At 54.6% G+C, this 23,532-nt stretch carries 14 protein-coding genes; 2 read left to right on the top strand and 12 right to left on the bottom strand.

The features are described from left to right. Window positions 1-35: 35 nt before the first annotated feature. Entirely contained in the window at window positions 36-710 is a 675-nt protein-coding gene (locus L6R21_13620; protein ID MCK6560230.1) for a bifunctional 4-hydroxy-2-oxoglutarate aldolase/2-dehydro-3-deoxy-phosphogluconate aldolase, read from the bottom strand. A gap of 442 nt (window positions 711-1,152) precedes the next feature. Between L6R21_13620 and L6R21_13615 the strand changes: the two genes are divergently transcribed. Both L6R21_13615 and L6R21_13610 read left to right on the top strand, forming a co-directional pair. Beyond that, window positions 1,153-2,682 (top strand): c-type cytochrome, encoded by a 1,530-nt coding sequence (locus tag L6R21_13615; GenBank protein MCK6560229.1) that lies wholly within the window; start codon window positions 1,153-1,155, stop codon window positions 2,680-2,682. Window positions 2,683-2,814: 132 nt separating this feature from the next. Further along, window positions 2,815-3,930 (top strand): hypothetical protein, encoded by a 1,116-nt coding sequence (locus L6R21_13610; protein MCK6560228.1) that lies wholly within the window; start codon window positions 2,815-2,817, stop codon window positions 3,928-3,930. Between the two features lie 242 nt (window positions 3,931-4,172). Here the strand turns inward: L6R21_13610 and L6R21_13605 are convergent, their stop codons facing one another. The 11 genes from L6R21_13605 to L6R21_13555 form a co-directional block, all read right to left on the bottom strand. Further along, a complete protein-coding gene (locus L6R21_13605) occupies window positions 4,173-6,215 on the bottom strand; it encodes a hypothetical protein (protein MCK6560227.1) in 2,043 nt (680 codons plus the stop codon). Between the two features lie 411 nt (window positions 6,216-6,626). Then, a complete protein-coding gene (locus tag L6R21_13600) occupies window positions 6,627-8,009 on the bottom strand; it encodes a hypothetical protein (protein MCK6560226.1) in 1,383 nt (460 codons plus the stop codon). 119 nt (window positions 8,010-8,128) lie between these two features. Then, complete coding sequence (locus L6R21_13595; GenBank protein ID MCK6560225.1) at window positions 8,129-10,213, bottom strand: hypothetical protein; 2,085 nt, start codon at window positions 10,211-10,213, stop codon at window positions 8,129-8,131. Between the two features lie 180 nt (window positions 10,214-10,393). Beyond that, the gene (locus L6R21_13590) at window positions 10,394-11,257 is read right to left on the bottom strand and encodes a carbohydrate ABC transporter permease (GenBank protein ID MCK6560224.1); all 864 of its coding nucleotides are present in this window, start codon (window positions 11,255-11,257) and stop codon (window positions 10,394-10,396) included. Further along, window positions 11,254-12,213, bottom strand: a complete 960-nt coding sequence (locus tag L6R21_13585) for a sugar ABC transporter permease (protein MCK6560223.1) — start codon at window positions 12,211-12,213, stop codon at window positions 11,254-11,256. The genes L6R21_13590 and L6R21_13585 overlap by 4 nt, the downstream gene beginning before the upstream one ends. Before the next feature lie 161 nt (window positions 12,214-12,374). Next, the gene (locus L6R21_13580; GenBank protein MCK6560222.1) at window positions 12,375-14,846 is read right to left on the bottom strand and encodes a hypothetical protein; all 2,472 of its coding nucleotides are present in this window, start codon (window positions 14,844-14,846) and stop codon (window positions 12,375-12,377) included. Window positions 14,847-14,962: 116 nt separating this feature from the next. After that, entirely contained in the window at window positions 14,963-16,849 is a 1,887-nt protein-coding gene (locus L6R21_13575; protein MCK6560221.1) for a hypothetical protein, read from the bottom strand. A gap of 346 nt (window positions 16,850-17,195) precedes the next feature. Then, window positions 17,196-19,481 (bottom strand): heparinase II/III-family protein, encoded by a 2,286-nt coding sequence (locus L6R21_13570; GenBank protein ID MCK6560220.1) that lies wholly within the window; start codon window positions 19,479-19,481, stop codon window positions 17,196-17,198. A 104-nt stretch (window positions 19,482-19,585) separates the two neighbouring features. Further along, window positions 19,586-20,953: an extracellular solute-binding protein gene (locus L6R21_13565; protein ID MCK6560219.1), complete on the bottom strand. Its 1,368-nt coding sequence runs from the start codon at window positions 20,951-20,953 to the stop codon at window positions 19,586-19,588. Between the two features lie 27 nt (window positions 20,954-20,980). Continuing rightward, a complete protein-coding gene (locus tag L6R21_13560) occupies window positions 20,981-21,997 on the bottom strand; it encodes a hypothetical protein (GenBank protein ID MCK6560218.1) in 1,017 nt (338 codons plus the stop codon). A 296-nt stretch (window positions 21,998-22,293) separates the two neighbouring features. Beyond that, window positions 22,294-23,277, bottom strand: coding sequence for a Gfo/Idh/MocA family oxidoreductase (locus L6R21_13555; protein MCK6560217.1), 984 nt, complete (start codon window positions 23,275-23,277; stop codon window positions 22,294-22,296). Window positions 23,278-23,532: the final 255 nt, after the last annotated feature.

Genomic DNA, 23,532 nt, shown 5'->3' with positions numbered 1-23,532 from the left:
GCTGCGACGGCTCTACAGATTTCAAGTCAACCAGCCTATTTTGCCCTGGCTTCCGTGACCCAACTCAACACCTGGCGCACGTTGTCGCGGATCGTGTTGTAGTCGCCGGCTTTGACCAAATCCTTGCGAATGAGATTGCTGCCCATGCCCAGGCACGCGGTGCCGGCTTTGATCCATTCCTGCACGCTTGCTTGCGTGGCTTCGACGCCGCCGGTGGGCATGATGCGCGTCCACGGCATCGGCCCGAGTACCGCTTTGACAAATTCCGGGCCGCCCACCTGCGCCCCGGGAAAAATCTTGACGATTTCCACGCCCCATTCCTCTGCCGCTGAAATCTCACTAACGCTGCCGCACCCCGGTGAATAAGCGGTCTTGCGCCGGTTGCACAGCCTTGCCACTTCGGGATTGAACACCGGCCCCACGACGAAGTTGGCGCCGCTCGCGATAAACAGCCCGGCGGTCGGCGCATCGACAATCGAGCCGACTCCCAAAATCAATTCCGGAAGCTGCGCGGCTGCGTAAGCGGACAATTGCGCAAACACCGGCAACGCGGCCTCGCCGCGGTTGGTGAATTCCAGCAGCCGCGCGCCGCCGGCATAACAGGCCGCCGCGATTTTTTGCGCCACCTCGGGCTGCGCTTCATAGAACACCGGCACCAAGCCGCTGTCGAGCATGGTGCGCAAAACGGTCATGCGATCAAAGCGTGCCATGATTCCATCCGTTTTTGATCATGATTCTGTTCGTGTGAGAACCGGCGCCTTGCTGCACGAACTGCGGCAATCGCCTGTTTGAGTTGGTGCAATATATGTCCACGATTGAGATTGTCAAAGCGATAATTGGCGACTCCCCGCTGGCAGCGCTCGCGCAGCAGAGAGGCGGCCTGCTGATCATTTCCGCCTTTGCCGCGTGTTGGAAAATCCGTCACGCCGCGCGAGAATCGCAGATTTGAGAAATATCGCCCCGGCTATCGCATTCCTGAGAGATTTGCTTTTGCGCCGCTTTTTTCGCTGCTCTAACCCATTGATTCTCGCTGACCGTTTTCCCCGGCGTGTGGCCTGACAGTTGCTGTTGTAACTCTAGATTGTTCCGGACTTTTTCGGCTGGAGCCGCATTGCCAAATGGCTGGGTTGCACTCAAATCGAGGAGGAGCAGATGAATTACCCCGTTTGGGATGTGTCCTTCGGAGCCGGGCTGCTCATTGCCCTGATCTCCGTGCTGCATGTTTTCATATCGCATTTTGCCGTGGGCGGCGGCTTATTTCTGGTGTTGACCGAGAAAAAAGCCTATCGTGAAAACGACACCGCGCTGCTGGAGTGGCTCAAACGTCACACCAAGTTCTTCGTGCTCGTGACCGTGGTCTTGGGAGCGGTCACCGGCGTGGGCATTTGGTTCACCATTGCTCTGGTGCATCCTTCCGGCACCAGCACGCTAATTCACTCCTACGTGTGGGGCTGGGCCATTGAATGGGTTTTCTTCTTCCTGGAAATCACCGCGGCGTTGCTTTATCTCTACGGCTGGAGCAAGCTCGACCGGCGCACGCATTTGTGGTTTGGGTGGATCTACTTCATTGCCGCTTTCGCCAGCATGGTGATCATCAACGGCATTCTGACTTTCATGCTGACCTCGGGCCGGTGGATCGAAAATCGTGAATTCTGGGTGGGCTTCTTCAATCCGACCTACTTCCCCTCGTTGTTCTTGCGCTTTGCCTTCGCGCTGGCGCTGGCGGGCATCTACGCGCTGCTGACTGCCAGCGTGCAGAAGGATGCCGCTTTGAAGGCGAAGATCGTGAAGTGGAGCGCCTGGTGGATCGTGCCCGCTTTCGTGGTTTTGCCCCTGTTCGCGTATTGGTACGTGCGCAACATTGCGCCGGAAGTCTGGTCGAGTTCGCAGGGCTTGATGCCGACCGCCACGTTCTACGCCGATCTCATCCTGATTTTTTCCGTGGTGACCTTCGTGCTTTCCCTGCTCACGCTGGTCAAACCCGCGAAACTGCATATTGTTTTCAGCCTGCTGGTGATGGCATCAGCCTTCACCACCATGTGGGCCTTCGAGTTCATCCGCGAAGCGATCCGCAAGCCTTACATTATCGCGAACTACATGTACGCGAATTCAATCTATAAAACACCCATGCCGGGCGACGGCGGCTTCAACGTGCCGCAGCTCAATGAAACCGGCGTGCTGCACACCGCCAAATGGATGAGCCAGCGCAAACTCACCGCGGAGAACCAAGTCGCAGTGGGCAAGGAGATTTTCCGGGTGCAGTGCCAGAGCTGCCACACCGTCGCTGCCTATCGCGGGGTGAAAGCCGTGCTGCAACAGCGCAATTGGGAAAGTGCGACTCTCCTGCAAATGCTGGGCAGCCTGGAGGCCATGCACAACGGCACCATGCCGCCCTTTGGCGGCACCGAGGCCGAGCGCGCAGCGCTGGCCGCGTTTCTCTCCGGCCTCTATTCGCCGAGTCCCGCTGCCGGCCTCCCGGACGGCCAGGCGATTTTCGCAAGCAATTGCGCACCCTGCCATCGCGCCGTGCCGGCCGATCGCATCTATTCCCAATTGCGCGAGCTGGATGAGGAAACCATCTCGGTGATGGTGGAAGATCTGCAGAGCTTGAATGCCCGCATGCCGCAGATTCAACTCAGCGCCGAACAACGCCTGGCGCTGGCGCAATGGCTGCGCCAATAGGTGCACTGATTGAGGGGAGCGACTGGCCCTGGCCTGCGGCGGGCGCGCGCTCAGCGCTTCCGACGCCCGCGCCGCGCTGCCGGCATGACCGAGCTTGAACAGATTTGCATTTCAACGGTAAGGAGATAGATCATGGATGTCCAAGCCCTCATTCCCACGGCAGACCCGATTGCTTTGCCTGCACCGTTTTGGGTTTTCAAGTTGCTGTTGGTTGTCACCTTTCTACTGCATATCCTGGCGATGAATTTCATGCTGGGCGGCGGCGTGCTGGCGGCTTTTGCCCGCTGGCGTGGCCGTCAGGACGAAAATGCCCGGCGCCTGTTCGAAGAAGTCAGCAAGAACATTCCGTCCCTGCTCGCAGCCACCATCACCTTGGGCATTGCGCCGCTGCTCTTTCTGCAGGTTCTGTACGGGCAATTCTTCTACACCTCCTCGGTGATCGTCGGCTGGCCCTGGTTTTTGGTGATTGTCTTCGTGACGCTGGCTTATTACGGCTTCTATCTGGTGGCCTTCAAGCATCAAGCGGCGCATCGCCGTGCCGGCGGGATCATCGTGTTCAGCCTGCTGCTCATCGTGACCGTCGGCTTCACTTACACCAACAATCTCACGCTCGCGCTCACCCCGGAGAAATGGGCGGCGCAATATCACGCCGATCCCAGCGGCTGGAATCTGAATTGGAGCGAGCCCACGCTGATTCCGCGCTTTCTCCACTTTATGGTTGCGGCCGTGGCGATCGGCGGCTTGTACATTGCCGGCCTCGGCCTGCTGCGCTGGAAAAAAGACGCGGCCTATGGGCGCTACTTGATCCGCTATGGCGGCCGCTGGTTCATGTACACCACCATGGTGCAGTTCATCGTCGGACTCTGGTTCCTGATCAGCCAGCCGCGCAGCCAGATGATGCTGTTCATGGGCGACAATGTGCTGGCCACCGCCGCGTTCTTCATCGGCCTGTTGGCTGCACTCGCGGCGGTGTTCGTGACTTCCGAGGCGTTGCGCAAAGAGGATCCACGCCCCGGCCTGTACCTGGTGACCGGCCTGATGTTTGGCGTGATCGTTTTCATGTTGATCATGCGGGAGATTTTGCAGGATTCGTATCTCGCCGCTCATTTCAATGCCGCCAACTTCTCCGTGGCGACGCAATGGGAAGTGCTGCCCCTGTTTTTGGTTTTGTTCCTGGCGGGTGTCGGTTTGTGGGGCGTGATGATGAAACGGTACTTCGCGACCGCAAGAGCGCAAGCACCGAAATAGACAATCGCCGCGACGCTGCCCGGGTGAACGCCTGCGGCGGATTGTGCTGATTCGTGTCTGTCCAGAAATGAAGAGATTGTCCGTGCGGTGGTATATTCGAACGGACACCAACAACTCGGGATGACTTATTGGGCGCCTTGCTCCCGGCGGCTGGGAAAACCCCAGCGCGCGGGACGGGCGCCCTTCTTGTTTTCATCTGACTGAATTGAAGGTTGCGGGCTCAGCAACGCACGCTGTGCCGGTTACGCCCGCCGCAGTCCGAATGCGAAGCGCTGCAACTCACGGCTGCGGGTCACCGCCAGCCGTTCGCCGTCAAAGGCAATCTCGCCGCTGAACGCGAAGCTGTGCCGGCTGGGAGCAAGCGTGACAATCGTTTTCTCGCGCAATTTTGTCAGGCTCACCCAGGAGTTTTCCGGCGCTTGCACCGGCCGGAGATTCTTATGCTGCTCCAGCCAAGCCAAGATTTCGTTTGAATCCTTTGCCCGATAGACAATCGGCAGGTTTGCCGCCTGAGTGTTGGTCAACTTCCGCGGTTCACTGAACGCATAAAGCGTTTGCTCTGCGCCGCTCTGCTGAATGTTAGCTGTCGCTTCAGAGATAATTTCTGCGTGTGGGAAAATGATGGCATCATACGCATTCTTATCCAAAATCAACTGTTGGTCTTTCCAAATTCCCTTTGTGAAAACTGAATGCGATACCACATCGACGTGGTAGTGATGATCGGTCAATGCCAAAAGTAATTTGAAGATTTCAGCGGCAATCGCATCGGCGCGGTGGTTGGCCAGGGCGTAGAGCGTTTCAACCGGATAGACCACCAACAGATTTGCCCACGGCAGTTGCCCCTCCACAGCGGTGAAGTGTTCTCGCAAGCGCTGATTCCATTGCGGAAATTCCGGCCAAGTGCTGTGCTGCGGATAGCCCGGCAGCGGCGGCGAGCCGAGAAAGGTGTTCTCATCGCCAATCGTGCCGACTGGTCCATAAGCATGCGCCAGCCAGCGCTGACCGAACAGCGCCATGACGTTGACGCAATGATCCATCACACTTTTTTGCCAACCTGCGCCCTCATCATCGCCCACTGTCCACAGATTATTGAAAGCGAATTTTTCCCGGCTGAATTTGCCGAGTGACCTGCAAATGATGCTCATGGCAGCGAGATGGGCGTAGTAGCCGGAATCCGGATCACGCAGTTGATTCACCCCGCCGAGATCGACAAACCCACCGCTGTGAATCGGCAGCGAGCGCCATAAATCCATGCTGCCGTGATTCATGTCGCACATATCCGCAGACTCGAAGTGCCAAGTGTCATGAATGCCGGCGCGCAGATTGGGTCCCCAAATTTTCTTCATCGCCGTCCCAATGCGGCGTTGCGCGCCAATCATGGAATCTTGCACGGTTTGAAAGTAGTTTGTGCGAATTGGAATGTGGCTTTCATCGCTGCAATCCAACGCCAGTTTCCACACCTGCTCGCGCAACACCAGCTTCGTTCTGGTTTTGAACTCCTTTTGAATCTGCGCGGAAAAAGGGAGAGCGCCGTACACGCAGGTGTAGCCCGGTTCATCCCACATCAGCAAATCCAGGTTATGCACGTCTTGCGCAAACTCGGTGAGCTTTTTTTGATAATGCTGCATCTGGCTGGCGCTGGAAAAATCCACATGCGAGGAATGGACCAGAAAAAATGCGAGTACTTGCCAGGCGCGGCTATCCGGCGGCTGGAAGAAACCGAAGGCTTCGACATAACGATCGCGGGCGTTGTAGAAAAAATGCGTTTTTGCCGTGATGTCGATGATGTCTCGCAGAGCGATGACTGTCTCGCCAACCGGCAAAGCGTACGCGGCTAAAATGCCCGCCGGCGCATATTCGAGGGCGACTTCATGAAACATGTGTGAGTGCCGCGCCGGAATATCGCAGCGCAAACGAAAACGATTGTCGATCACCGGCGCAAAATGCGGCACGTGGGTGGCTCTGACCTGATCGCCATAGAGCACGACAGGCAAGCCATGAGATTTTCCGAGCAGCGAGCGCGAGATGAAACGCGCATCAGGGCCAGCCCAATATTGCAGGCCATGTTCCTGGCAAAGTTCTCCAATGCGTTTGAGGCTGGCGCGCGCTGACGCCTGCGCCCAAGTGTAGCGGCTGCAGCGCACGAACACGGCGACGCCATCAAATCCGGCACGGCGCAAGTCATGAAATTGTTCCTCGAGCAACGCCGGATTTTCAATCACCGCGTCGTGGATGCTCCACACCATCATTGAAGCTGGCAGGGAAGTGGGTTCTGATTTCTTCACAATCAGTTCTCGCTTTTCGTAGTTCCAGCCCCTTGTGGGCTGACGCCGATATCAACAAATTCGATTCTTAAGGAGCACCACACAAGGAGTATGTGTGTAATGCCAATAGAGTTTCGATGACTTTGTCCCGTAGGGACATTTGATAATAGCCCAGAAATTTCATTTCTGGGAAACGAGATGTACCTCACAAACCGAAGTCCCGTAGGGACGATTGGAAAATAACGCTTGAGACATTATCGACGTGCCATTTTCATTCGTCCCTTCGGGACTTGGGGTACAAATTGATCGTTCCGTTCCCAGAGTTTAAACTCTGGGCTATTATCGAGCGTCCCGATGGGACGGAATTACAGCTAGTCGTGCAAGCAAATTATAAGATTAGCACCTTTGCCACAAGGGATGCGATTGCCGAGATCAACCTGACACCTCCGACTCAAACAACACATTATCAAACCAACTCGTGCCGCTGCCGGATTGCCGCAGCAGCAGATGCACACGATCAGGCGCCGGTGAGAGCGGCGGTGTGGTCACTTGCAGGCGTTGCCACTCGCACGTGCCGCACAGCGTTTGGTGACTGGGAAAAACTTCATACTCAGAAACTTTAAACAAATCGCCGTGCCCGGCCCGATGCAAGCGAATCGCAATATCGCTTCGATCTTGCACGTTTTCGGTGCGAACGTAAGCCGTCAACCGCAGACGCGCGCCGTCGCTAAAAGGCGGCTGACCGAAAGCAGGCCCCAGCGTGGTGGCAACCCATTGCGAATTGCCCGGCTCGGTGTTTCGAATGCGCAGAGAGCAGGAGTCGTCAATGCCTCGTTCGCGATCCAGAGCGAATTCTGCATGATGTTCTGCGCCTTCGCTTTCATGAGACCACGGCCACAGCTTCGCTTGTTGCTCGCGGAAATCAAGAAGTGTGTGCGCAAAAGTATTCACGCCGGGCACATAGATGGGAATCTGGTTGATTTCCGGTGTGATGATTTCTCGCGCGCTGCTGGCGAGATCGCTTGCGGCTTGCCGGTCAATGGCATAGAGCAGAAACGCGGCGTTGAAAGTTCTATGCCCAATGAGCAGTTTGTTCTGCAAATCATCACAAATGCGACAGCCGAAATGCGCATCCCACATGTAAGCGCACAATCCCGCACAAACCTCGTTGTCCGAAATAATCTCCACCACGGGATTGGTCTCTTCCAGCAGCCAACAAAATCGTGTTCCCTTTTTCATCACAATGTTGTGCTTGTCGGAAGTTTCCAAATGATGGTGCGGAATGCGAAGAGTTCCGTTCTCATTTTGGACATAGCATGCCTGGTAGCGTTTGGGCTTTCCGGCGAGGTTAGAAAAAACTCCCTCCGGCCAAAAATTGCAGAACTCCAACTCGCCATGACTGGGATTGGGTGTCACCAAATAGTGCGTGCCGCTGGGAATCGTCAACTGCGCCGCGATGCGAAAAACATAACTGCGATGCTTGGCGGAATACGTCACTTCGATTTCACAACGGCTCAGCGCACTGCTGGAAGCATTTGTGCCCTCGCAGACAAATGTCACGCGCTCCGGTTCTGCTTGTAGAAGTCGAAGCTTGCCGTTAGAACCGCAATGGCGTTCCGGATTTTGATGATCGGCATACTGCCACCAGAACAGCGGCGTCGCTACATCTTCACCAATGATAAGCGGGCCATCATTTTGAAAGCGGACATTCCACAAGCGCAGATCGCGGATTTCTGCGATTTGCACGCTGCGATCAAAGATGAAGCCACTGGCAATGCCGGTTTGGCGAAATTGAAATTGGGTTTTGTCGTTCATGTTCTCGTTGACTGCACTATCTCGAAAGTCAAACACGGAGAAAACAGAGTCAACAGTGAAAGGCCTTCTGAGAAAATCGCTTTCTCTGTTCACTCCGTTTTCTCATGTTAGCTTTGACATCACTTCGAGGCCGGCTGCAAAAACCGCTTTTGAAACGTCGGCTGATTGCCGGCCATAGTGAGAAAAATATCGAGCGGCACCAGCTCAAACTCGGGTCCGAGTTGATCTAAAATGCTCTTCACTCGTTTGATGTCGCTGGTTTCGCGCACGTGCATGAGCAAAAAATAGGACCGCTTCGCGTTGATTGCCGCCAACTCGCGCAAATCCGCCACTGCCTCTTCCACCAGCCGCGTGGGAGAGAGGTAATAATCATAAGAAATCAACGGCCGCTTATCCTTGATCGCAAAAGTGGAAGACGGTGTGTAGCCATTGATGAATCCAATCGCATGCGGCATGCCTTGGAAGTAAGCGTCGACTATCTCTTTCGGCAAATCGGTATTGCCGCCGGCCTCCGCGCCTTCGGAATAATCCATGATCTCGAACACATTGAGATCGAGCTTCTCCATCAACTCGCGCGCCCGGTCGATTAACGGCGGCAGCAGTTTCGGCGGCACCGCTTTGGGATACATGTAACCGGGTCCCGACAAACAACCGATGAAGAAATCATTCGGGGTCGCCTGCGAATAGAAAAACTCCAACATCGCCGGCGCCAGCCAGGAGTAATTCATCAGTGTTTCCCACGCGTAGGGAATCTCACCGCGTCCGGGTTTGGTCCACGCGCCCAAGCCGAGTCCATCGGTTTGCACGCAGGTGATGTACACTTTCTTCTTGGGCGTATAGCTTTTGCCCGCCGCCACATTGTGACGATTCTTGAACTGAAAACCCTTGGTCACCGGCACTTGACTGTTGAAACTGAAATTCGGCAGCGTGTGCAAACCATCGACGCACAAGCCATAACTCGAAGTCAGTTTGACATGCTCTTCCTCCTTGTCTTTGGCATAAGAGTGCCATCCCATAACCATCGCGCGCGGATTCATCTCGCTCAGCAGTTTGTTTGCCAGTTCGTATTCCGCGGCATCTTTGGGTTTGGAAGAGAGATCATTGAAGAATGCCTGTTTGTAAATGCCCCAATCCGCCACGCCCGGTTTCATGACATTGCCGGACTCGCCGCCCATCCAGATGATGAAATCTTTGCTGCAGCGCGGCCAGTATTGCTCATACGCCCAGGTGTAAATCTCCGCGTCGGATTTGCCGGTGAATTGGCCGCGGAAATCCCCGACCGCTTTCAATCCCGCCTGCTCCAGCATTGGAATCATTTCCTCGCTGACCACCACGGCTTTCTCCAAACCGGCCAGCGTGAACGCAACAATCAAGGACGTGCGCACCGATTTGTCCCACACCACGTATCCTTTGACTTGCGCCTTGAATGTTTTCAGCGCTTGTTCCGCTGAGCGCAATTGGGTGAAGGTGTAATTCTTTTGATTCTGAAAAAAATCGAATATCGCCGGCGTATAGTTGAAATTCCAACTCGGGGGATAGATGAAGTAAAGCCGCGGCCCGTCGCTGTTGGCCAAGCCCTGCAGGCTGATGAGAAATGCTTGTTCCGCCAGCTTGCCGTTGATTTCCCAATTGTCTTCGAGCTTCATGTAATACGCTTCTTTGCTGCCCTCGCGTTTCAACACGTACTTGATTGGCGGGCCACTCTTGCGCGTTGGGCGCTCGACTTGATAGATCAGTGTCTCTTCGTCAGTGGACAAGGAATAGCGGTGGATGCTGGTGAAATTTGATGTTCCCTGTGAGCTTTGCGTCGCATAGCGTTCCTCGAGATGCAACGTCGCGCCCTGATTTTCCCACGTGGCGGTGATTTGCCGCGCCGCGCCCACGGGCAGGTAGAGTCCCATGAACACATTGCTCGCAAATTCGCGCTCGCGTACCAGCACTTCATTCACTTCGCCGTTTGTTTTCAATTGTAGCGTATCGGTCAAAAAGAAACGGGGCGTGCCCCAGTTTTGGATAAGAGTGACTGTTGCTTCCTGCTGTTGAAATTCCAATGACAGCGTTCCATAAAGGCCAATCTCGCTGCTCTTCGCCGGAATGAGGCGCCATTTGCCGTTGAATTCCGGATTGCCCTGGCCAGAGGCAGTGGTCGCCAACGCCAGGATGCACAGCGAGTACCAAACGAAAAAACGGCCATGTTTAAACATGATGGCTCTGCTCCTTTCCATAACCAAATTGTACCACAAAGACACCAAGGCACTAAGTTTCTTTTTTGGTGTCTTCGTGCCTTAGTGGTCAGAAAATCTTTGTTTTTTTGCAACGATTCAACTTTAAAGAAGCCAAGTAGAGTTAAGAGCCGTCTCAAAATTGGCCGCCGTTGAAGTAATTCATCCACGCAAACCGCCGACATTGATGCCTTTGATGAAATGCCGTTGCGCGAGGAAAAACACGATGACATTGGGCACCAGCACCAGCACCGAAGCGGCCATCATTAAATGCCATTGCGTCACGCCCGAGCCGATGATTTGGGTTTTGAGCAGATTGAGGCCCAATGTCAGCGTGGCCTTCTCGAAGGAATTAATGTAAATCAACGGATTGAAGAAGTCATTCCACACGCCGACAAAGCTGAACACCACCACCGTCGCAATCGCGGGACGCGCCAGCGGCAGGATGATGTTCCAATAAATCCGAAAACGGCTCGCGCCGTCCAGCAATGCAGCTTCATCGTAGGAGTCAGGAATCGACAAAAAGAACTGCCGCAGGAGAAAGATGTAAAACGGCGAGCCGAAGAACGCCGGCACGATCAACGGCAGAAACGTATCGACCCAGCCGAGCTTTGCGAAAAAAACATACAGCGGAATCATGGTGACCTGGCCGGGCAGCATCATGGTCGCCAGGCACAGCGCAAAGAGCTTGTTGCGTCCCCGAAAGCGCAAACGCGCAAAGCCGTAGGCAACCAGCGAGCTGGAAAAAACCGTTCCCACAATCACCATGATGGTGATGAACGCCGTGTTGAAAAAATAGCGGGCGAAAGGCAGCAGTTGCGTCGCGTCGCGATAGTTTTCCCAGTGCAGCTTCGCGGGAATCCACTGAAACGGCACGGCGAACACACCGTCCAAACTGTGGAACGATGATGAAATCATCCACAGCAAAGGCGTGATGAAGATCAGGCTCAGCACGACGAGTAGCAGATAGGAAAAGCCCAGCTTGATCTGTGCGAGCAGGGCCGATTTTGGCGCGGATTGATTCATGACTGCGTTTTCTCCGGCACTTCGTAATAAACCCAGCGCCGCGACAGCGCGAATTGGAAAATGGTGAAGATGAGAATGATGGCAAACAGAATCCACGCCAGCGCCGAAGCATAGCCCATTTTGAATTGCTGAAAAGCCTTTTTGTAGAGATAGAGCACGAAGAACAGCGTGGCGTTATTGGGGCCGCCTTCCTCGCCCTGGCCGGAAGAGCCGGTCATCACAAACGCTTGCGTGAAAACTTGAAATGAGCCGATCATGTTCATGATGAGATTGAAAAAAATCGCCGGCGAGATGAGCGGCAGCATAATGTGGCGCAGTCGATGCCATTTGCGCGCGCCGTCCAAATCTGCGGCTTCGTAAAGCTCGACAGGAATGTTTTGTAACGCCGCGAGGTTGATGATCATGCCGCCGCCGATGCCCCACAACGACATGAGGATGAGCGCGGGTTTGGACCAAGCCTCACTTTGCAGCCACAACGGGCCGGTGATGCCGAAAAAACTCAAGGCGCGGTTCAGCAACCCAAACTCGGGATTGAAAATCCACATCCACAAAAGAGAAACCGCAACCATGTTGGTGACGGAGGGCAGGAAGAAGATGGTTCTGAAAATGCTGAGGCCGCGCAACTTCTGGTTGAGCAAAATAGCCAGTGCCAGCGAGAACACAACGCCCAATGGCACCGAGAAGAAAACGTAGTATGCCGTGTTCCACAGACTCTTGTAAACCAGCGGGTCATCAAAGATGATTTCCTGATAATTGCTCAGACCAACCCATTGCGGCGCGGAGAGCAGCGACCATTGCGTGAAGCTCATGAAGAGTGACAACAAGATCGGCCCGGCCGCGAAGATCAAAAAGCCGACGAGCCACGGCGAGATGAACAAGTAGCCTTCCACCTCCCGGCGCAAGCTGCGGCGCGATTTGTTGTTTCTGGCATTGTGTGCCGCATCGAGTGGAGTCATACGCTATTGTGGTCTGTTACCTTAATTCGTAGAAGTGTTCTCTCGATATGTCATTCAGACGAATCTTGTGAAGAGCTCGGCACTGTGCACAAATCTCCACAGGATCCTTGCAGGATGACAGTGGTAGTGGATATGCTTGTCAAAGCAACAGCGTACCAGTTTCATTTCACTATCAAGCTGACTTCATGCTCACTGGTCAGCGAGAGTTGGCAGCGTGCGGTGTTCGTTTCAGGTTGCCAAAGATAATCGACCTCACTGCTGTCGAAATGCAGTTCTGGTTTCTCCGGACAACTGAAGCACAAGTCCGTTTGGCCAAATCCTTGAATCAAGAAAACAGCCTTGTCTTTCGCCAAATCGACATTGACCAATTCTGCGCCCCTCAATTCCAACAGCATCGGGTGATGCAGTGGCTTTTTAGCATATTGAATTCGTAGCTGATGTTCATCAGCGGTGTAAAAGCGCGCAGGAACTTTCCAGGTGCCGTCAATTTCTTCTCCGTCCACTTCAAGACACGTGATAAACTTCCCGCTGCCGGATTTCTCCACCTGCCAGCGGCCGCCGCGGAAATGCAATTGCCGCAGACGAAATGCCGGCATCTCCGGTGCGGCTCGACAGGTGAGACCGCCCATATCGAACTCCAAACCGACGATTCCGTGCAGCAAGGCGTTGTACCAGCCGGCGGCGCAATTCAGATTCCACGCCGCGCCGTGATGCTGCCATTGTTCTTCCGGCTTCACGTTGAGCGCGACAAACTCCGGACAGTAACCGAGCCGGCGATAGCACTCGTCAACCAAATGCAGCCAGCGTCGCACGGCTTGAAAATCACCGGCATGCGCCAGCGCTTTGATCGCGGCAAAATCCCAATGCGGATACCAAGCTGACATCGCCGGCTCGCTGTGGTGATTCACGTCCCACGCCGGGGTGAGAGCAAGGCCGCGTGCGCTGAGCAGATGCGCGCTGATGAACTGCGCGCAGGAGTTGAGTTTGTTTCGCAACAGCGCATATCCCCACGGCGATTCGAGAAACAATAGCGAGAACAACGGATAACTCGCATGGCGTTTGCCGTTGCGAGGATCAAATGCATCGCAAATGAATCCCTTTTCTTCATCCCAAAACGTCGTGAGAAAATTCTCGGCGATCTTACCGGCTTGTCGGGCAGCTTTCTCCGCAGTGGGTCGATCACCGACCAGCCATGCGATTTTTTCCAGATTGCGGCACAGGCCATACCACGCGCCCTCGTCGATCGCCACGTAGCAATTCTCATCTCTCCCCATTTTGGCGGGCAAATCCGGATACATGCCGATGGTGGGAAACAGTCCATTCGCATGCGACCGGTGCTGCAAATGCGTGAATGCCTCGTGCAATGCAGTGTAATTGCCGCGCAAAATCATTCTGTCGTTGGTTTCGGCGTAAAGACTGAGCACCAGCTCGGAGAAGAGAAAATCCATCGCGCCTATGCCGCGGCTGTCCATCGGCTCGAGTTGCCGCGACCAGCGGCCGGGAATGCTGCTATCTCGATCACGATGCGTGCGAATGAAATCGACCATTCTTTTGAGATTGTCAATATCGCCCCAATGCGATTGCGCCAGCGCGGTGACCATATTGTCCCAGGCCCAAATCCAATAGTAAGTTCCGGCACACGCGCGCGTCATGCCGAAATCCTGCACACGCGCGGATTCGACAATCTGCGGCACGCGCCGGAAGAATTCGCCGATCGCAGGAAATTCCGGAATCTCCAGTTGCGGCACGGCGGCGTCCAGCGCTTCGTAACGTTTGGTTTGAATTGCAAAGATTGATTCTGTGGTTGGCTGTTCGCGAACTGGCTTTTCGGTGAAGAACGCGACTTCAAATTGTGGCGAGTGCCAGATTTTGTCGTCGGTGGTTGGGGAGATAGAACGAAAATGCTGCCAGCCATCTTCGCTTGCTTGCAAAACAAAATTCTCGCCGCCGAGCAGAATCCAGGTATCGGCATCGTACAGCTTCAGTGTCGTCTGCAAATACTCTTCGCGCACATCCTCCAGCCGCGCGGTGCCGGAGACGCAGTGGCGTTTGTAAATCAGCCGCCGCCAGCCTTCGGGAATGAGAAAATCGCCTTGATAATCGCCCTTGCGCCGCAGCCATTCTTGCAAGTGAATTTGATCATTGGCGTGCAGCAGCAATCTTCTCTCTCGCCAAATTTGTGGCTCTGACCACAGGCGTTGGCCATGAACTTCGGTTGTCAGCGATTTCGAATTCCACGCTACTTCCAAACGAACGTCATCCCAATTCTGTTGACTTGCTGACGATCCACAATGACACTGCACCTGCAGCGTGTTTCTTTTCACTGCAATTTCGAGGGTGATGCGCCAGCCGCTCCATTCATGAGTTTGTTGGATGCCGGCAGGATGCAGGGTCAGATTTTGCCATTGCAGCGGAACGATTTCTGATCGTCCTTCAATATTTGCTCTCAAAGAAAATCTGAGCACGCCCTCGGGATGCTGCAGAAGCTTGGCGTTGCGGCTGACAGGCTGGCTGCCGTGAAAATCGATCTGCTCGATGCCGCCGCTGCGCTGTGAAGCCAGAGCCGAGATGCGATCGTCAGAGATCCAGACGGCTTGATCAATATGGCCGGTCAAATCTTTTAATGTCAGCATGGTGACTTTCTTTACCCTGTCATCCCGCAGGGATCCTTTTGATCACAAGCACCGATGCCATGCTGAAAAGGATTCTTACAGAATGACATTTGCAAGTGACTGCTGAGTTGTTTTCACTATTTCAATTGCGAATCTTCTGCATACAACTGTTTGGGACAAAATTGCTCTGAATCTTCTGCAGCCGTTTCGACTTGAAAGTGATACACCGTATCATCTTTGCCATTCCAAGTACGCTGCAAAATGCGCTCGCTGATCGGGTCGACACTGAACACCATTGCATCGGCGCCAATTTGAAAATTCACTGTCCGCACGCCGCGGCTGGAAATCGTTTCGTTCAGCTTGACGCTGTCGAGGAATTTCAAGAAATCTTTCAAACGAGGAAAGTGATCGCGTGTCTCCAAAAGGCAGGCAAAGCCGTTGCGCGTTGCGCTCATCTCCTCGCGCGTGAAGTTGCGGACAGTGCCCTGGTAATTGTAGAATGAAATCATGCAATGGTCTTGCGACACCCACAGCCGGTTTTTTGGTTTGAAACCTGCGAGTCCGGAGGCCGGCACGGGAAGAATCGCCAAATAGGTATGAAAGTCAGCAATGACGATTCTCTCAATATTTTCAAATTCGCGCGGGAAACCGGCGATTACGGTTTCATCGACTTGAATATGGTCGAACGGCGCGTGGTAAGAGAATATCAAATCGAGGCGCAGCTCGCTCACTGCGGCGTGACCGGCGCGCTTTGGCGTGTTGCAGACAATGGCCTTGTTCTCATGTTGATAGGTAAACGCGCGACCTTCTTCATACAGATAGTCTTTGTTTATGGGAAAGCCGGCCACGTGACAAAAATTATCCTGGCCAACGACTGCGCCGTTGAACACCATGCGCGTGTAGGCGCCGCGGAAATCCCGCAGAGTTTGCACATGATCGGCGCGACGATAGCGCAACGAAAAGCCATCACTCTGGCCGGCGTTCACGTAAGGCCGGACTGCCGTGCCCAAACAATATTCTTTCGTCATGAACGTGGTGAGATCGCCCCAGCCGCCGGGATAGACCTCATCATCAAACGTGGCAATCTGACGATCATCTTCCTGACGGCGGCCATTTTCGTGATATTGCTCGCAGTACGTTGTCATGCGAAAGCAGTAGGGCAGAGGCTTGTCGAACGCTATGGCCTTTGCTTCGGCAGGCACGTGGAAATTGAGAATGGCCACGAAGGCGTTTTCAATTAACGCAGAGGGATGTTCAAATCTGCGCGGCAGCTCGGCTGCGATGAAAATGTCTCTTTGCATGGCGTAAGCGAAGGTGCAATGCAACGCCGAGAAGCCGCCCACCGAGTCTTCGGCATACGCGCGGGAGAATGGCCCTGCGAATTGCTGAGTTGGCTCGTGCCAGTGCATCGCCACGTTGATCCACAGCCGCTCTTCCAGAAACTGCGCCAATTGCCGCGCTTCTTCATCCTGCGCAAACTCGGCGATGATCGCCAGAAACCAGAGCGTCAACGCCGTGTAAGTGGGACTGTTGTACTCGGCCATTTCCGCCTGGCGCCGCTGCTTGTGCCGGCGGCTGGAAATGGTACGGTGAAATTCCTGCAACAGGCGTTTGCCGAGGAGCGCATAAGTCGAATCGCCCAGCAACTCACCGCCGCAAATGAGATGGGCATACGCCGCCAATGGATGATTCACGTTGCCATCGGAATAGCGCACGGTCGCGGAGATCGGCAAATTCCGCCGCAGGTTTTTTAGGATTTGTTCTTTGGCTTGATCTGCAAGTAATGCCGAAAAACGATGATAGATGACAAAAAGCGTCGCGGGTGAATGCGTGCCGTCGTTCACCGTTAGGTTTTCCAGAATGCGATTTGCGAGTTGGTGATCTTTGGCTTGTGCACTCTCCAACAGTGTGATAGCATACCAGGCGGTTTCGCGCGGGATAAGGCAGATCAACGCAGCCGGATCGAAATGCCGTTCCGCCTCTGCGCGGGCGCCGTCAAGCAGCCGTTGTCTGAAGTTTTGCAAGGGTTGTTCTTGCCGGCGTGAAGGTGACAATGCGACTCTCATGTTATGAAGTTGAACGGAGACATATTTTGTCCCGAAGGGACATTTGACAATAGCCCACCAATTCATTGGTGGGAAAGAAAGATGATTTACCAAAACCTCGAGAGTCCCGACAGGGACGGATGAAAGTTTTCATTCGTCCCTTGCGGGACTCGGGTGATGTGCTTGTATTGTTTCCCAACAATAAATTGTAGGGCTATTCTCGGTCGTCCCTTGCGGGACTTGGGTTGTTTGTTTGATCCGTTTCCCCACGATGAATCGCGGGGCTAATTTCGTTTGTCCCTGCGGGACACAACCGGTTTCATGATCAAGCCAATTCTATTTTCACTTGCCGGCCAGACATTTGCAAAGCCAGCACGCGATTTTTGCCCTCAGCCGGCGATGATTCTAACTCCCAGTCCAGCGACGAACCCTCAAGACTTATCACAATCAAAAACTCTCCGGATTTGCCGGATTGATGCAATTGCAAAAAGCGGTCGCGTTCGCCGGCGTGCGGATAGGCCGGAACAAAATCAGAGAAGCCGGTGCGCCATTTCGCCTTTTCAGGAAGAATGCAAAGAACCTGCAGAGATTGCTCGCCGTCTGTGAATTGAAACTGCAAATTCGAGGCATGTGAGATTTCTCTAATCTCGCCATACGTATGCAAATTCCATTGCAACTCGCGCGATTGTTTCAATTCAATGCGGTCGTGAACAACAAAAAGCAATGGACGCAGCACGTAAAGTCTCCGCACGAGACTTTGAACGCCGAGAAAGTCCAGATATGAAGCGGTCAAATCCGCTTCAATCCACTCCAGCGTTTCTGCGCGAAATGAGTTTGTAATGCGCGCGAGGCGATTCGGCGGCACGAACTCGGGCGCCCACGGCGCGCTGTCGCCGATTTGGCCGCAGCCATCAATCGTGATGGTGTTGTTGAGCAGCGTGTCGCGGCGATAAACCGGGCCGGAGCCGCAGAGCAGGAGTTTGTCCGCTTGCGCCAGCAGAAAGCTGCCCTGACACGGATCGCTGTGACCATAGCCGCTCCATTCGCCGTGTTCGTATCTTCGCAAACCCAATGGCGCACCGGCGCGAAAAGTCAGCAAAGCTTCATTATTCTGTTTCCCCAATCGCCAAAAAAATTGGCCACCATTCGAAAAATGAAATTGCGTTTGCCGCGCAGGCGATGAAAGCAATTCAGGTTCATGGAACAAATACTCCCACACCCGGCGCCGCGGCGGCACGCTGCGGAAATCCACGCCGGCAGTGGGTTGATCGGAAAGCGTATCGCCCAGCGCTTGCGCCTCAGGGGATTTCGCGCGACTGGCAATCAAGTAATGCATCCAGGCGTCTCCGCTGACGCGAAATTGCGGATCGCCGAAAGTCACGCCGAGTTGTGCATCAGGACTCAAAGATGCTTGGCGAAATTGGCTCGCGTTTTTCCAATATGAATGCCTCTTCCACAAATTCTCGCCGGCGCAGTGGCGGAACAATTCGAGATAGCGCAATAAAAACGTGTGCTCGTAAATCCACAAATTGATGCCGTGCGGATAAAAGCCGTCTTCGGGCAGCATCTGCACAACACACTCAAACGCGCCGCGCAAGTAGGCTGCCCATTCCTGCGCTCTCGGGTGTTCATTCCAAAAAAGAAAAGAGAAGGCCAGCAAGCCGTGACTGCATCCAACAAAATGCGCCTGAGCGTAATCTTCGCGTTCGTAACCCAAATGCGCCCAAACTTGTTCGGCCACTTTAAAAAGCTTTTCGCGATAGCGAGCACGCGCAGATTCATTGAGCTTCGGCCACAGCCAATCGTACGCCAAGCTTAGCGTGAACAAACACTCTCCCGCTTGGGTGTCGATGCGCATCGGCTCGTAATCAGGCTGCAATGCGCGTTGCAGAAAATCGTCAAACGATTTTTGTGCACGCTGGAGAGAAGTATGATATTCTGTGATCAAGGCATGAAACCCGGCGAGCACAACGCGATCCATGTCGTTGAGTCTTTCCGGGCCTGCAAGTGCTTTGCTTTCCGAGGTGAGTTCGAATGGCAAGTGCCAATTGTCGAGAAGTTTCTCGATCTTTCGCCAAATGGCAAGATGCGTTCGCTGACGGCGTTCGCGCAGTTCCGCGAGTTCCGTGGCCGAGAACAACAACCGCGGATGTGTGTTTTCAAGCTGCGGTCGCAATTTCACCAGCATGGGAACGGCATGTGGTTTCGCTGAGGCGTAAATCTCGACAGCCACGGGCTGCAAACGAACATCAGCATAATGAATCTCAATTTCACGAGGGGTTTGCTCTGCAATTGTAACGAGGGCGATAAGCCGCACCTGCCCGATTTCACGCTCGTCGCCCCAGAAGTTGTAACGCGCTTCGACTTCTTCGCTGCCGCACCGCAGTTTTACTTCCGGCATCGCTGGGATGCCACGCCAGCCCGGCCACGGCCCAACCGCAATTCCCGGCAGCTCTGCAGTGAATTCCATATCAACAAATTTTCTCGGAACGAGGGCGTCAGCAGCGGACGAGTGACGCGGACGCATGTAACAGAAGTGGCGCTCGAAGGGATAGTCGTTGAGCTTGAATAGCAGATGAAAGCCGTAGCGTCCGGGTGCGAGAGTGGGCAAAGAAATTCTGACAACTCCCGCCTCACGTATTACGCTCGGAGAATTGAGATTCAGGTGAAGCACCGCGGCGCCGCTTGCGGCTCGAGTCGTAACCAATTTCTTGTTCACTCCAAATCATCCACCACGACATTTTGCAGCCGCAGTTCTTCGTCGATTTTCTCGCGAAACGCGGGACGCAAGCTTTCATTGCGCAGAATCTTCTTAAGCTCGGCGAGCACCCGGCGATTGATCTCATCCTTCTGCTGCACCAATTGCGCAACTGTCAATTTCCCGGCGCACAACAAATCCATCTTGGGGCTGAGTTGCTCCAAAATCGCGTTGCTGCTCCATGATGAATACCGCACGAAGTCACGCGTATCGCCGCCATCATAGCGTTCGCTCAGCTCCCAAACCTGGCGAAAATGCGTCTCCTGCAGTTTGGGATACCGCGCTTCCCAGCCGCTGACGAAATCCGTTTCGCGCAAGACCGGATTGGGCGTGTTGTAAGGCGATTGCGTGATCAGCCATTTCATCAATTTCCACGCCTCGTGCGGATGCCGGCAGGACGAACTCAGCGACAAGCCGCCGGAGGCTGAGCGAAAATACCGCGGCGGCTTGTCAGCCATGCGCGGCAGCGGCGCCATGTCCCAATCGATTTTCAATGCCGTAATGAAATCGAGGTTGGGAGCGGCCTCAACGACCATGGCGACTTTGCCGGTGTTGAGCATTTGTGAGACCTGCATGCCTTGCGCTTGCGTGAAAGCGATTTCCGGCATGACCTTGTTTTGGTAGATCAAGTCCAAATAGGCTTGCAAGGCTTCTTGCGATTCTTGCGGTAGATCGAACAACAAGGCATTGGGCGTGAATTCCGCTCCATTCATGCGCTCAAAAGCTGAGACAAAATGTTTGGGGATGACGATGCCGTATTGATCCGTCACGCCGTCGCCGTTCAAATCGCGGGTCAACCAGCGTGCGCGGTCAATCATCTTGCTCCAAGTCCAGTTCGAATCCGGATATGGCACGTGGGTTTGATCGAACAGAGTCTTGTTGAAATAAACCGCGTAGGTGTAAGTCCAATCACAGAACTGATACCAACCGCCGTCAATGGAGGTGCCGCGCTGAATAAACTCCGGCCGGATTTGTTGCACGAATGAATCACCGGCGGCAATGGTATTCAAATCGAGCAAGCGGCCTTCGGCGGCAAGCTGATCGCGCACCACCGTGTTGGTGTAGAAAATGTCAGGCGCTTGTCCCGCGGCCATCATGGCGTAGAGTTTTTCCTGGCCGGTAAAAGGAATCAACTGCACGCGCACACCGTGCTCGGTTTCATATTTGGGAAGCTGCTCACGCAGCGCTTGCAGTAGATTAGCGTTGGCCGGAACATTGAGGCTGATCACAACCCTGGCATCATCGCTTTTATCGGTGCAACTTGCGAGGGCAAGCGCGAATCCGGCCAGCAGAATCGCTTGCACCGATTTCATGAGTTTGCACATGTGAATTCTTCCCTCAGCATAAGAGGTTCACAGCCATTTCTTCAAGAAGTCAAGGCCGCTTTCGAACGCGATCTCATGGCCGCCGTGATGCAAATGCCACTGCAATCGTTCGCTCAGATGCAGACGATCATAAGGTGTGCGGCCGGCCTCGAATTCTTCCTTCACTAAAGGTGGCCAGGACACGGAATCCCTCTCGCCGGTTTGAATGAGCAATGGCCGCGGGCAAATGAGGGCGAGCAAATCCTGATCGCTGAACTGCGTCAGTAGGCCGGGCAGAAACGCGTGTTCCTCAGCGGTGGGCAGGAAGCAAGTATAATGCGAATCCTCGATAATCATTTTGCGCACGCGCTGATTGAACCAGGCCGACACAATCCCGGCGGCAAAACGAGGTTCAAGCGGCAGGGTGTACATCGTGTAGGCGCCGCCCATGCTCAAGCCCCACATTGCGACGCGGCGCGCATCAATCGGCAATTCGGCCACGGCAAAATCGAGCAAGCGCTGTAGCAGTTGAATTTCCAAGCCCCAGATGGTCGTGCCCAGCAACAAGGCCATGCGATGAAGGCGGCCGCGACCGGCAAAGTTGTTGACGAGATAGGGCGCCAGCACGGCAAAGCCGTGCTCCGTCAATCTGCGGCCATAAGCATGATAACTCGGCGGCGTGGATTCATCATCACCCAGAATCATCTCAGGAGAGCCGCCAATGCCGTGCAAACAAACCACGAGCGGGAAGTCCGTGCGGCTTGCGTGGGCCGGTGTTTGGAAAAGTGCGTGTGTCTGCAATGCTGAATTCAAGCGCAGCGTGAGGCGGTGGCGCGTGGCCGTGATCGCGTGCATGTCCACCTGCATCTCTCCGGAGAACTCCGGCAGGCCACTGACCAAATTTGCCCATTGCTTGCGATTCGGCTCCACGGATTGCAGAAACGCTGCGGGAGCGTCATGGCGGCAGTGCCAATTGTTCGCGCGCCGTGCGGGATAAGCGCAGATAATTTCGCGCAAGGTTGCTTCCCAGTGGCGTTCGAGTTTTTGGTGAAGATTGTATGGCATTGGATGTTGCGATTTCTTGTAAGCCGGACAAACCGGAAGCAGGAAGAAGGCACAGCACGCAAAGTCGCATCGGTGCATAGAACGCGCGAGTATAATGCGAGCCTGCGCAGTAATGTTGAATCTTGGCGGGATGAAAATCTTTGCGATTATGGCAGCAATTCAACTCTTAATTGACAATGCCAGGTTTTCAACCGAAGCCTTGCGAGGGCACGAACGAAACAGGCAAAAAAATTTCTGGGCATCAAAGATCGCATCCGTTGGCCGCGTTTATCGGTTGGGCATGATTCGCCTCGCACTCAAACTGAGTGGACCTCAGTCAGCACGCGTTCTGCCCGCCGACTATTCGCCGACTGAATGCCAGCTTCGATCATGGCCTGCGCGACGTAACCCTCCCACAGGGTTGCCGCAACCGGCGCTTCGCCGCGCAGGGCCTTGAGCAGCGCGCGATTTTCCTCAAGGATGCCGCTCTCTTCGCCGCGATAGGTTGAGATTTCCGTACTGCCGCGCGGTTTGAATTGCAAATGCGTCAATCGCTCGGTGACCAGAACCGAGCCTGCGGGGCCGTGAAGCTGTGCCATGAATTTGCTCACCTGTGGCGGCTGGCCGCAATCACCGACGATCAAACTGCCGGCAACGCCATTTTCAAAACGAAAAGTGGCGCTGAGATTGTCCACCACGCCCGTGGGTTGATGATAGTTTGCGCCGACCGCAAAAACGCATTCCGGATCAGCGTCGGCAAAGAAACGCAGCAAATCCGCGCCATGAATGCCTTGCGAAATCACGTTGCCGCCGCCTTGCTCGGGATCGTTTGCCCAAAAATCCGGCGGCCAGGGATCATCCATGACTTGCACCGAGACCAGAAAAGGTGAGGGCACAAGCGCGCGCGCCTTTTGCACCATTTCATAAAAACGGAATTTCAAGCCCACCATGGCGATGAGGCCGGCGCGTTTTGCCGCTGTGTAGATCTCATGCGCTTCGCTGGCCGTTAGCGCGATCGGCTTTTCGATCATGAGATGCTTGCCGGCTGCGATTCCGGCGAGACACAGTGCCTTGTGGCTGTTGGTGGGTGTGGCGACATAAACGAGTTGGATGTTTTCATCCTGCCAAATGCGTTGCGGCTCGGTAGTCGCGACGGCGGCGTTGTACTTTTCCCGAAATGCAAGCGCGCGGGATTCGTTCGTGTCACAGCAGGCGTAGATTCGAATGCCGGAAAGTTGGGCAATGCAATCGGCGTGCAGTCGGCCCATCTCACCGCAGCCGAGGAGGGCAGCGTTGATCATGACAATGCCGGAGGTCGTTCGCAGCTTTGATTGACTGGGATTTTGATGCGATGCGGGTGCAAGCGGTGATCCTGAGATGAAAGAGCCTTGCGGTGCGGGATAGGTTGGCGCGGAATCGAGATACTTTGCACGCGCGTCCGGCAGGTGGAGGTGCGGGTCCTGCCTGCGGATGATGACGCGCGCGAAAAATATGGCCAAATCGCCCGGCAATGTCAACCCATTTCATCTTGCCGGGCCGCCGGGCCAGCCGTGTTC

This window comes from bacterium (assembly GCA_023150945.1).
Taxonomy (GTDB): domain Bacteria; phylum Zhuqueibacterota; class Zhuqueibacteria; order Zhuqueibacterales; family Zhuqueibacteraceae; genus Coneutiohabitans.
This window is presented reverse-complemented; position numbering and strand designations above follow the sequence as displayed.

Bases quoted from the DNA above. Each gene is read 5' to 3' on its own strand.
- L6R21_13620 (MCK6560230.1), bottom strand. From the start codon at position 710: ATGGCACGCTTTGATCGCATGACCGTTTTGCGCACCATGCTCGACAGC.
- L6R21_13615 (MCK6560229.1), top strand. From the start codon at position 1,153: ATGAATTACCCCGTTTGGGATGTGTCCTTCGGAGCCGGGCTGCTCATT.
- L6R21_13610 (MCK6560228.1), top strand. From the start codon at position 2,815: ATGGATGTCCAAGCCCTCATTCCCACGGCAGACCCGATTGCTTTGCCT.
- L6R21_13600 (MCK6560226.1), bottom strand. From the start codon at position 8,009: ATGAACGACAAAACCCAATTTCAATTTCGCCAAACCGGCATTGCCAGT.
- L6R21_13595 (MCK6560225.1), bottom strand. From the start codon at position 10,213: ATGTTTAAACATGGCCGTTTTTTCGTTTGGTACTCGCTGTGCATCCTG.
- L6R21_13590 (MCK6560224.1), bottom strand. From the start codon at position 11,257: ATGAATCAATCCGCGCCAAAATCGGCCCTGCTCGCACAGATCAAGCTG.
- L6R21_13585 (MCK6560223.1), bottom strand. From the start codon at position 12,213: ATGACTCCACTCGATGCGGCACACAATGCCAGAAACAACAAATCGCGC.
- L6R21_13580 (MCK6560222.1), bottom strand. From the start codon at position 14,846: ATGCTGACATTAAAAGATTTGACCGGCCATATTGATCAAGCCGTCTGG.
- L6R21_13565 (MCK6560219.1), bottom strand. From the start codon at position 20,953: ATGTGCAAACTCATGAAATCGGTGCAAGCGATTCTGCTGGCCGGATTC.
- L6R21_13560 (MCK6560218.1), bottom strand. From the start codon at position 21,997: ATGCCATACAATCTTCACCAAAAACTCGAACGCCACTGGGAAGCAACC.
- L6R21_13555 (MCK6560217.1), bottom strand. From the start codon at position 23,277: ATGATCAACGCTGCCCTCCTCGGCTGCGGTGAGATGGGCCGACTGCAC.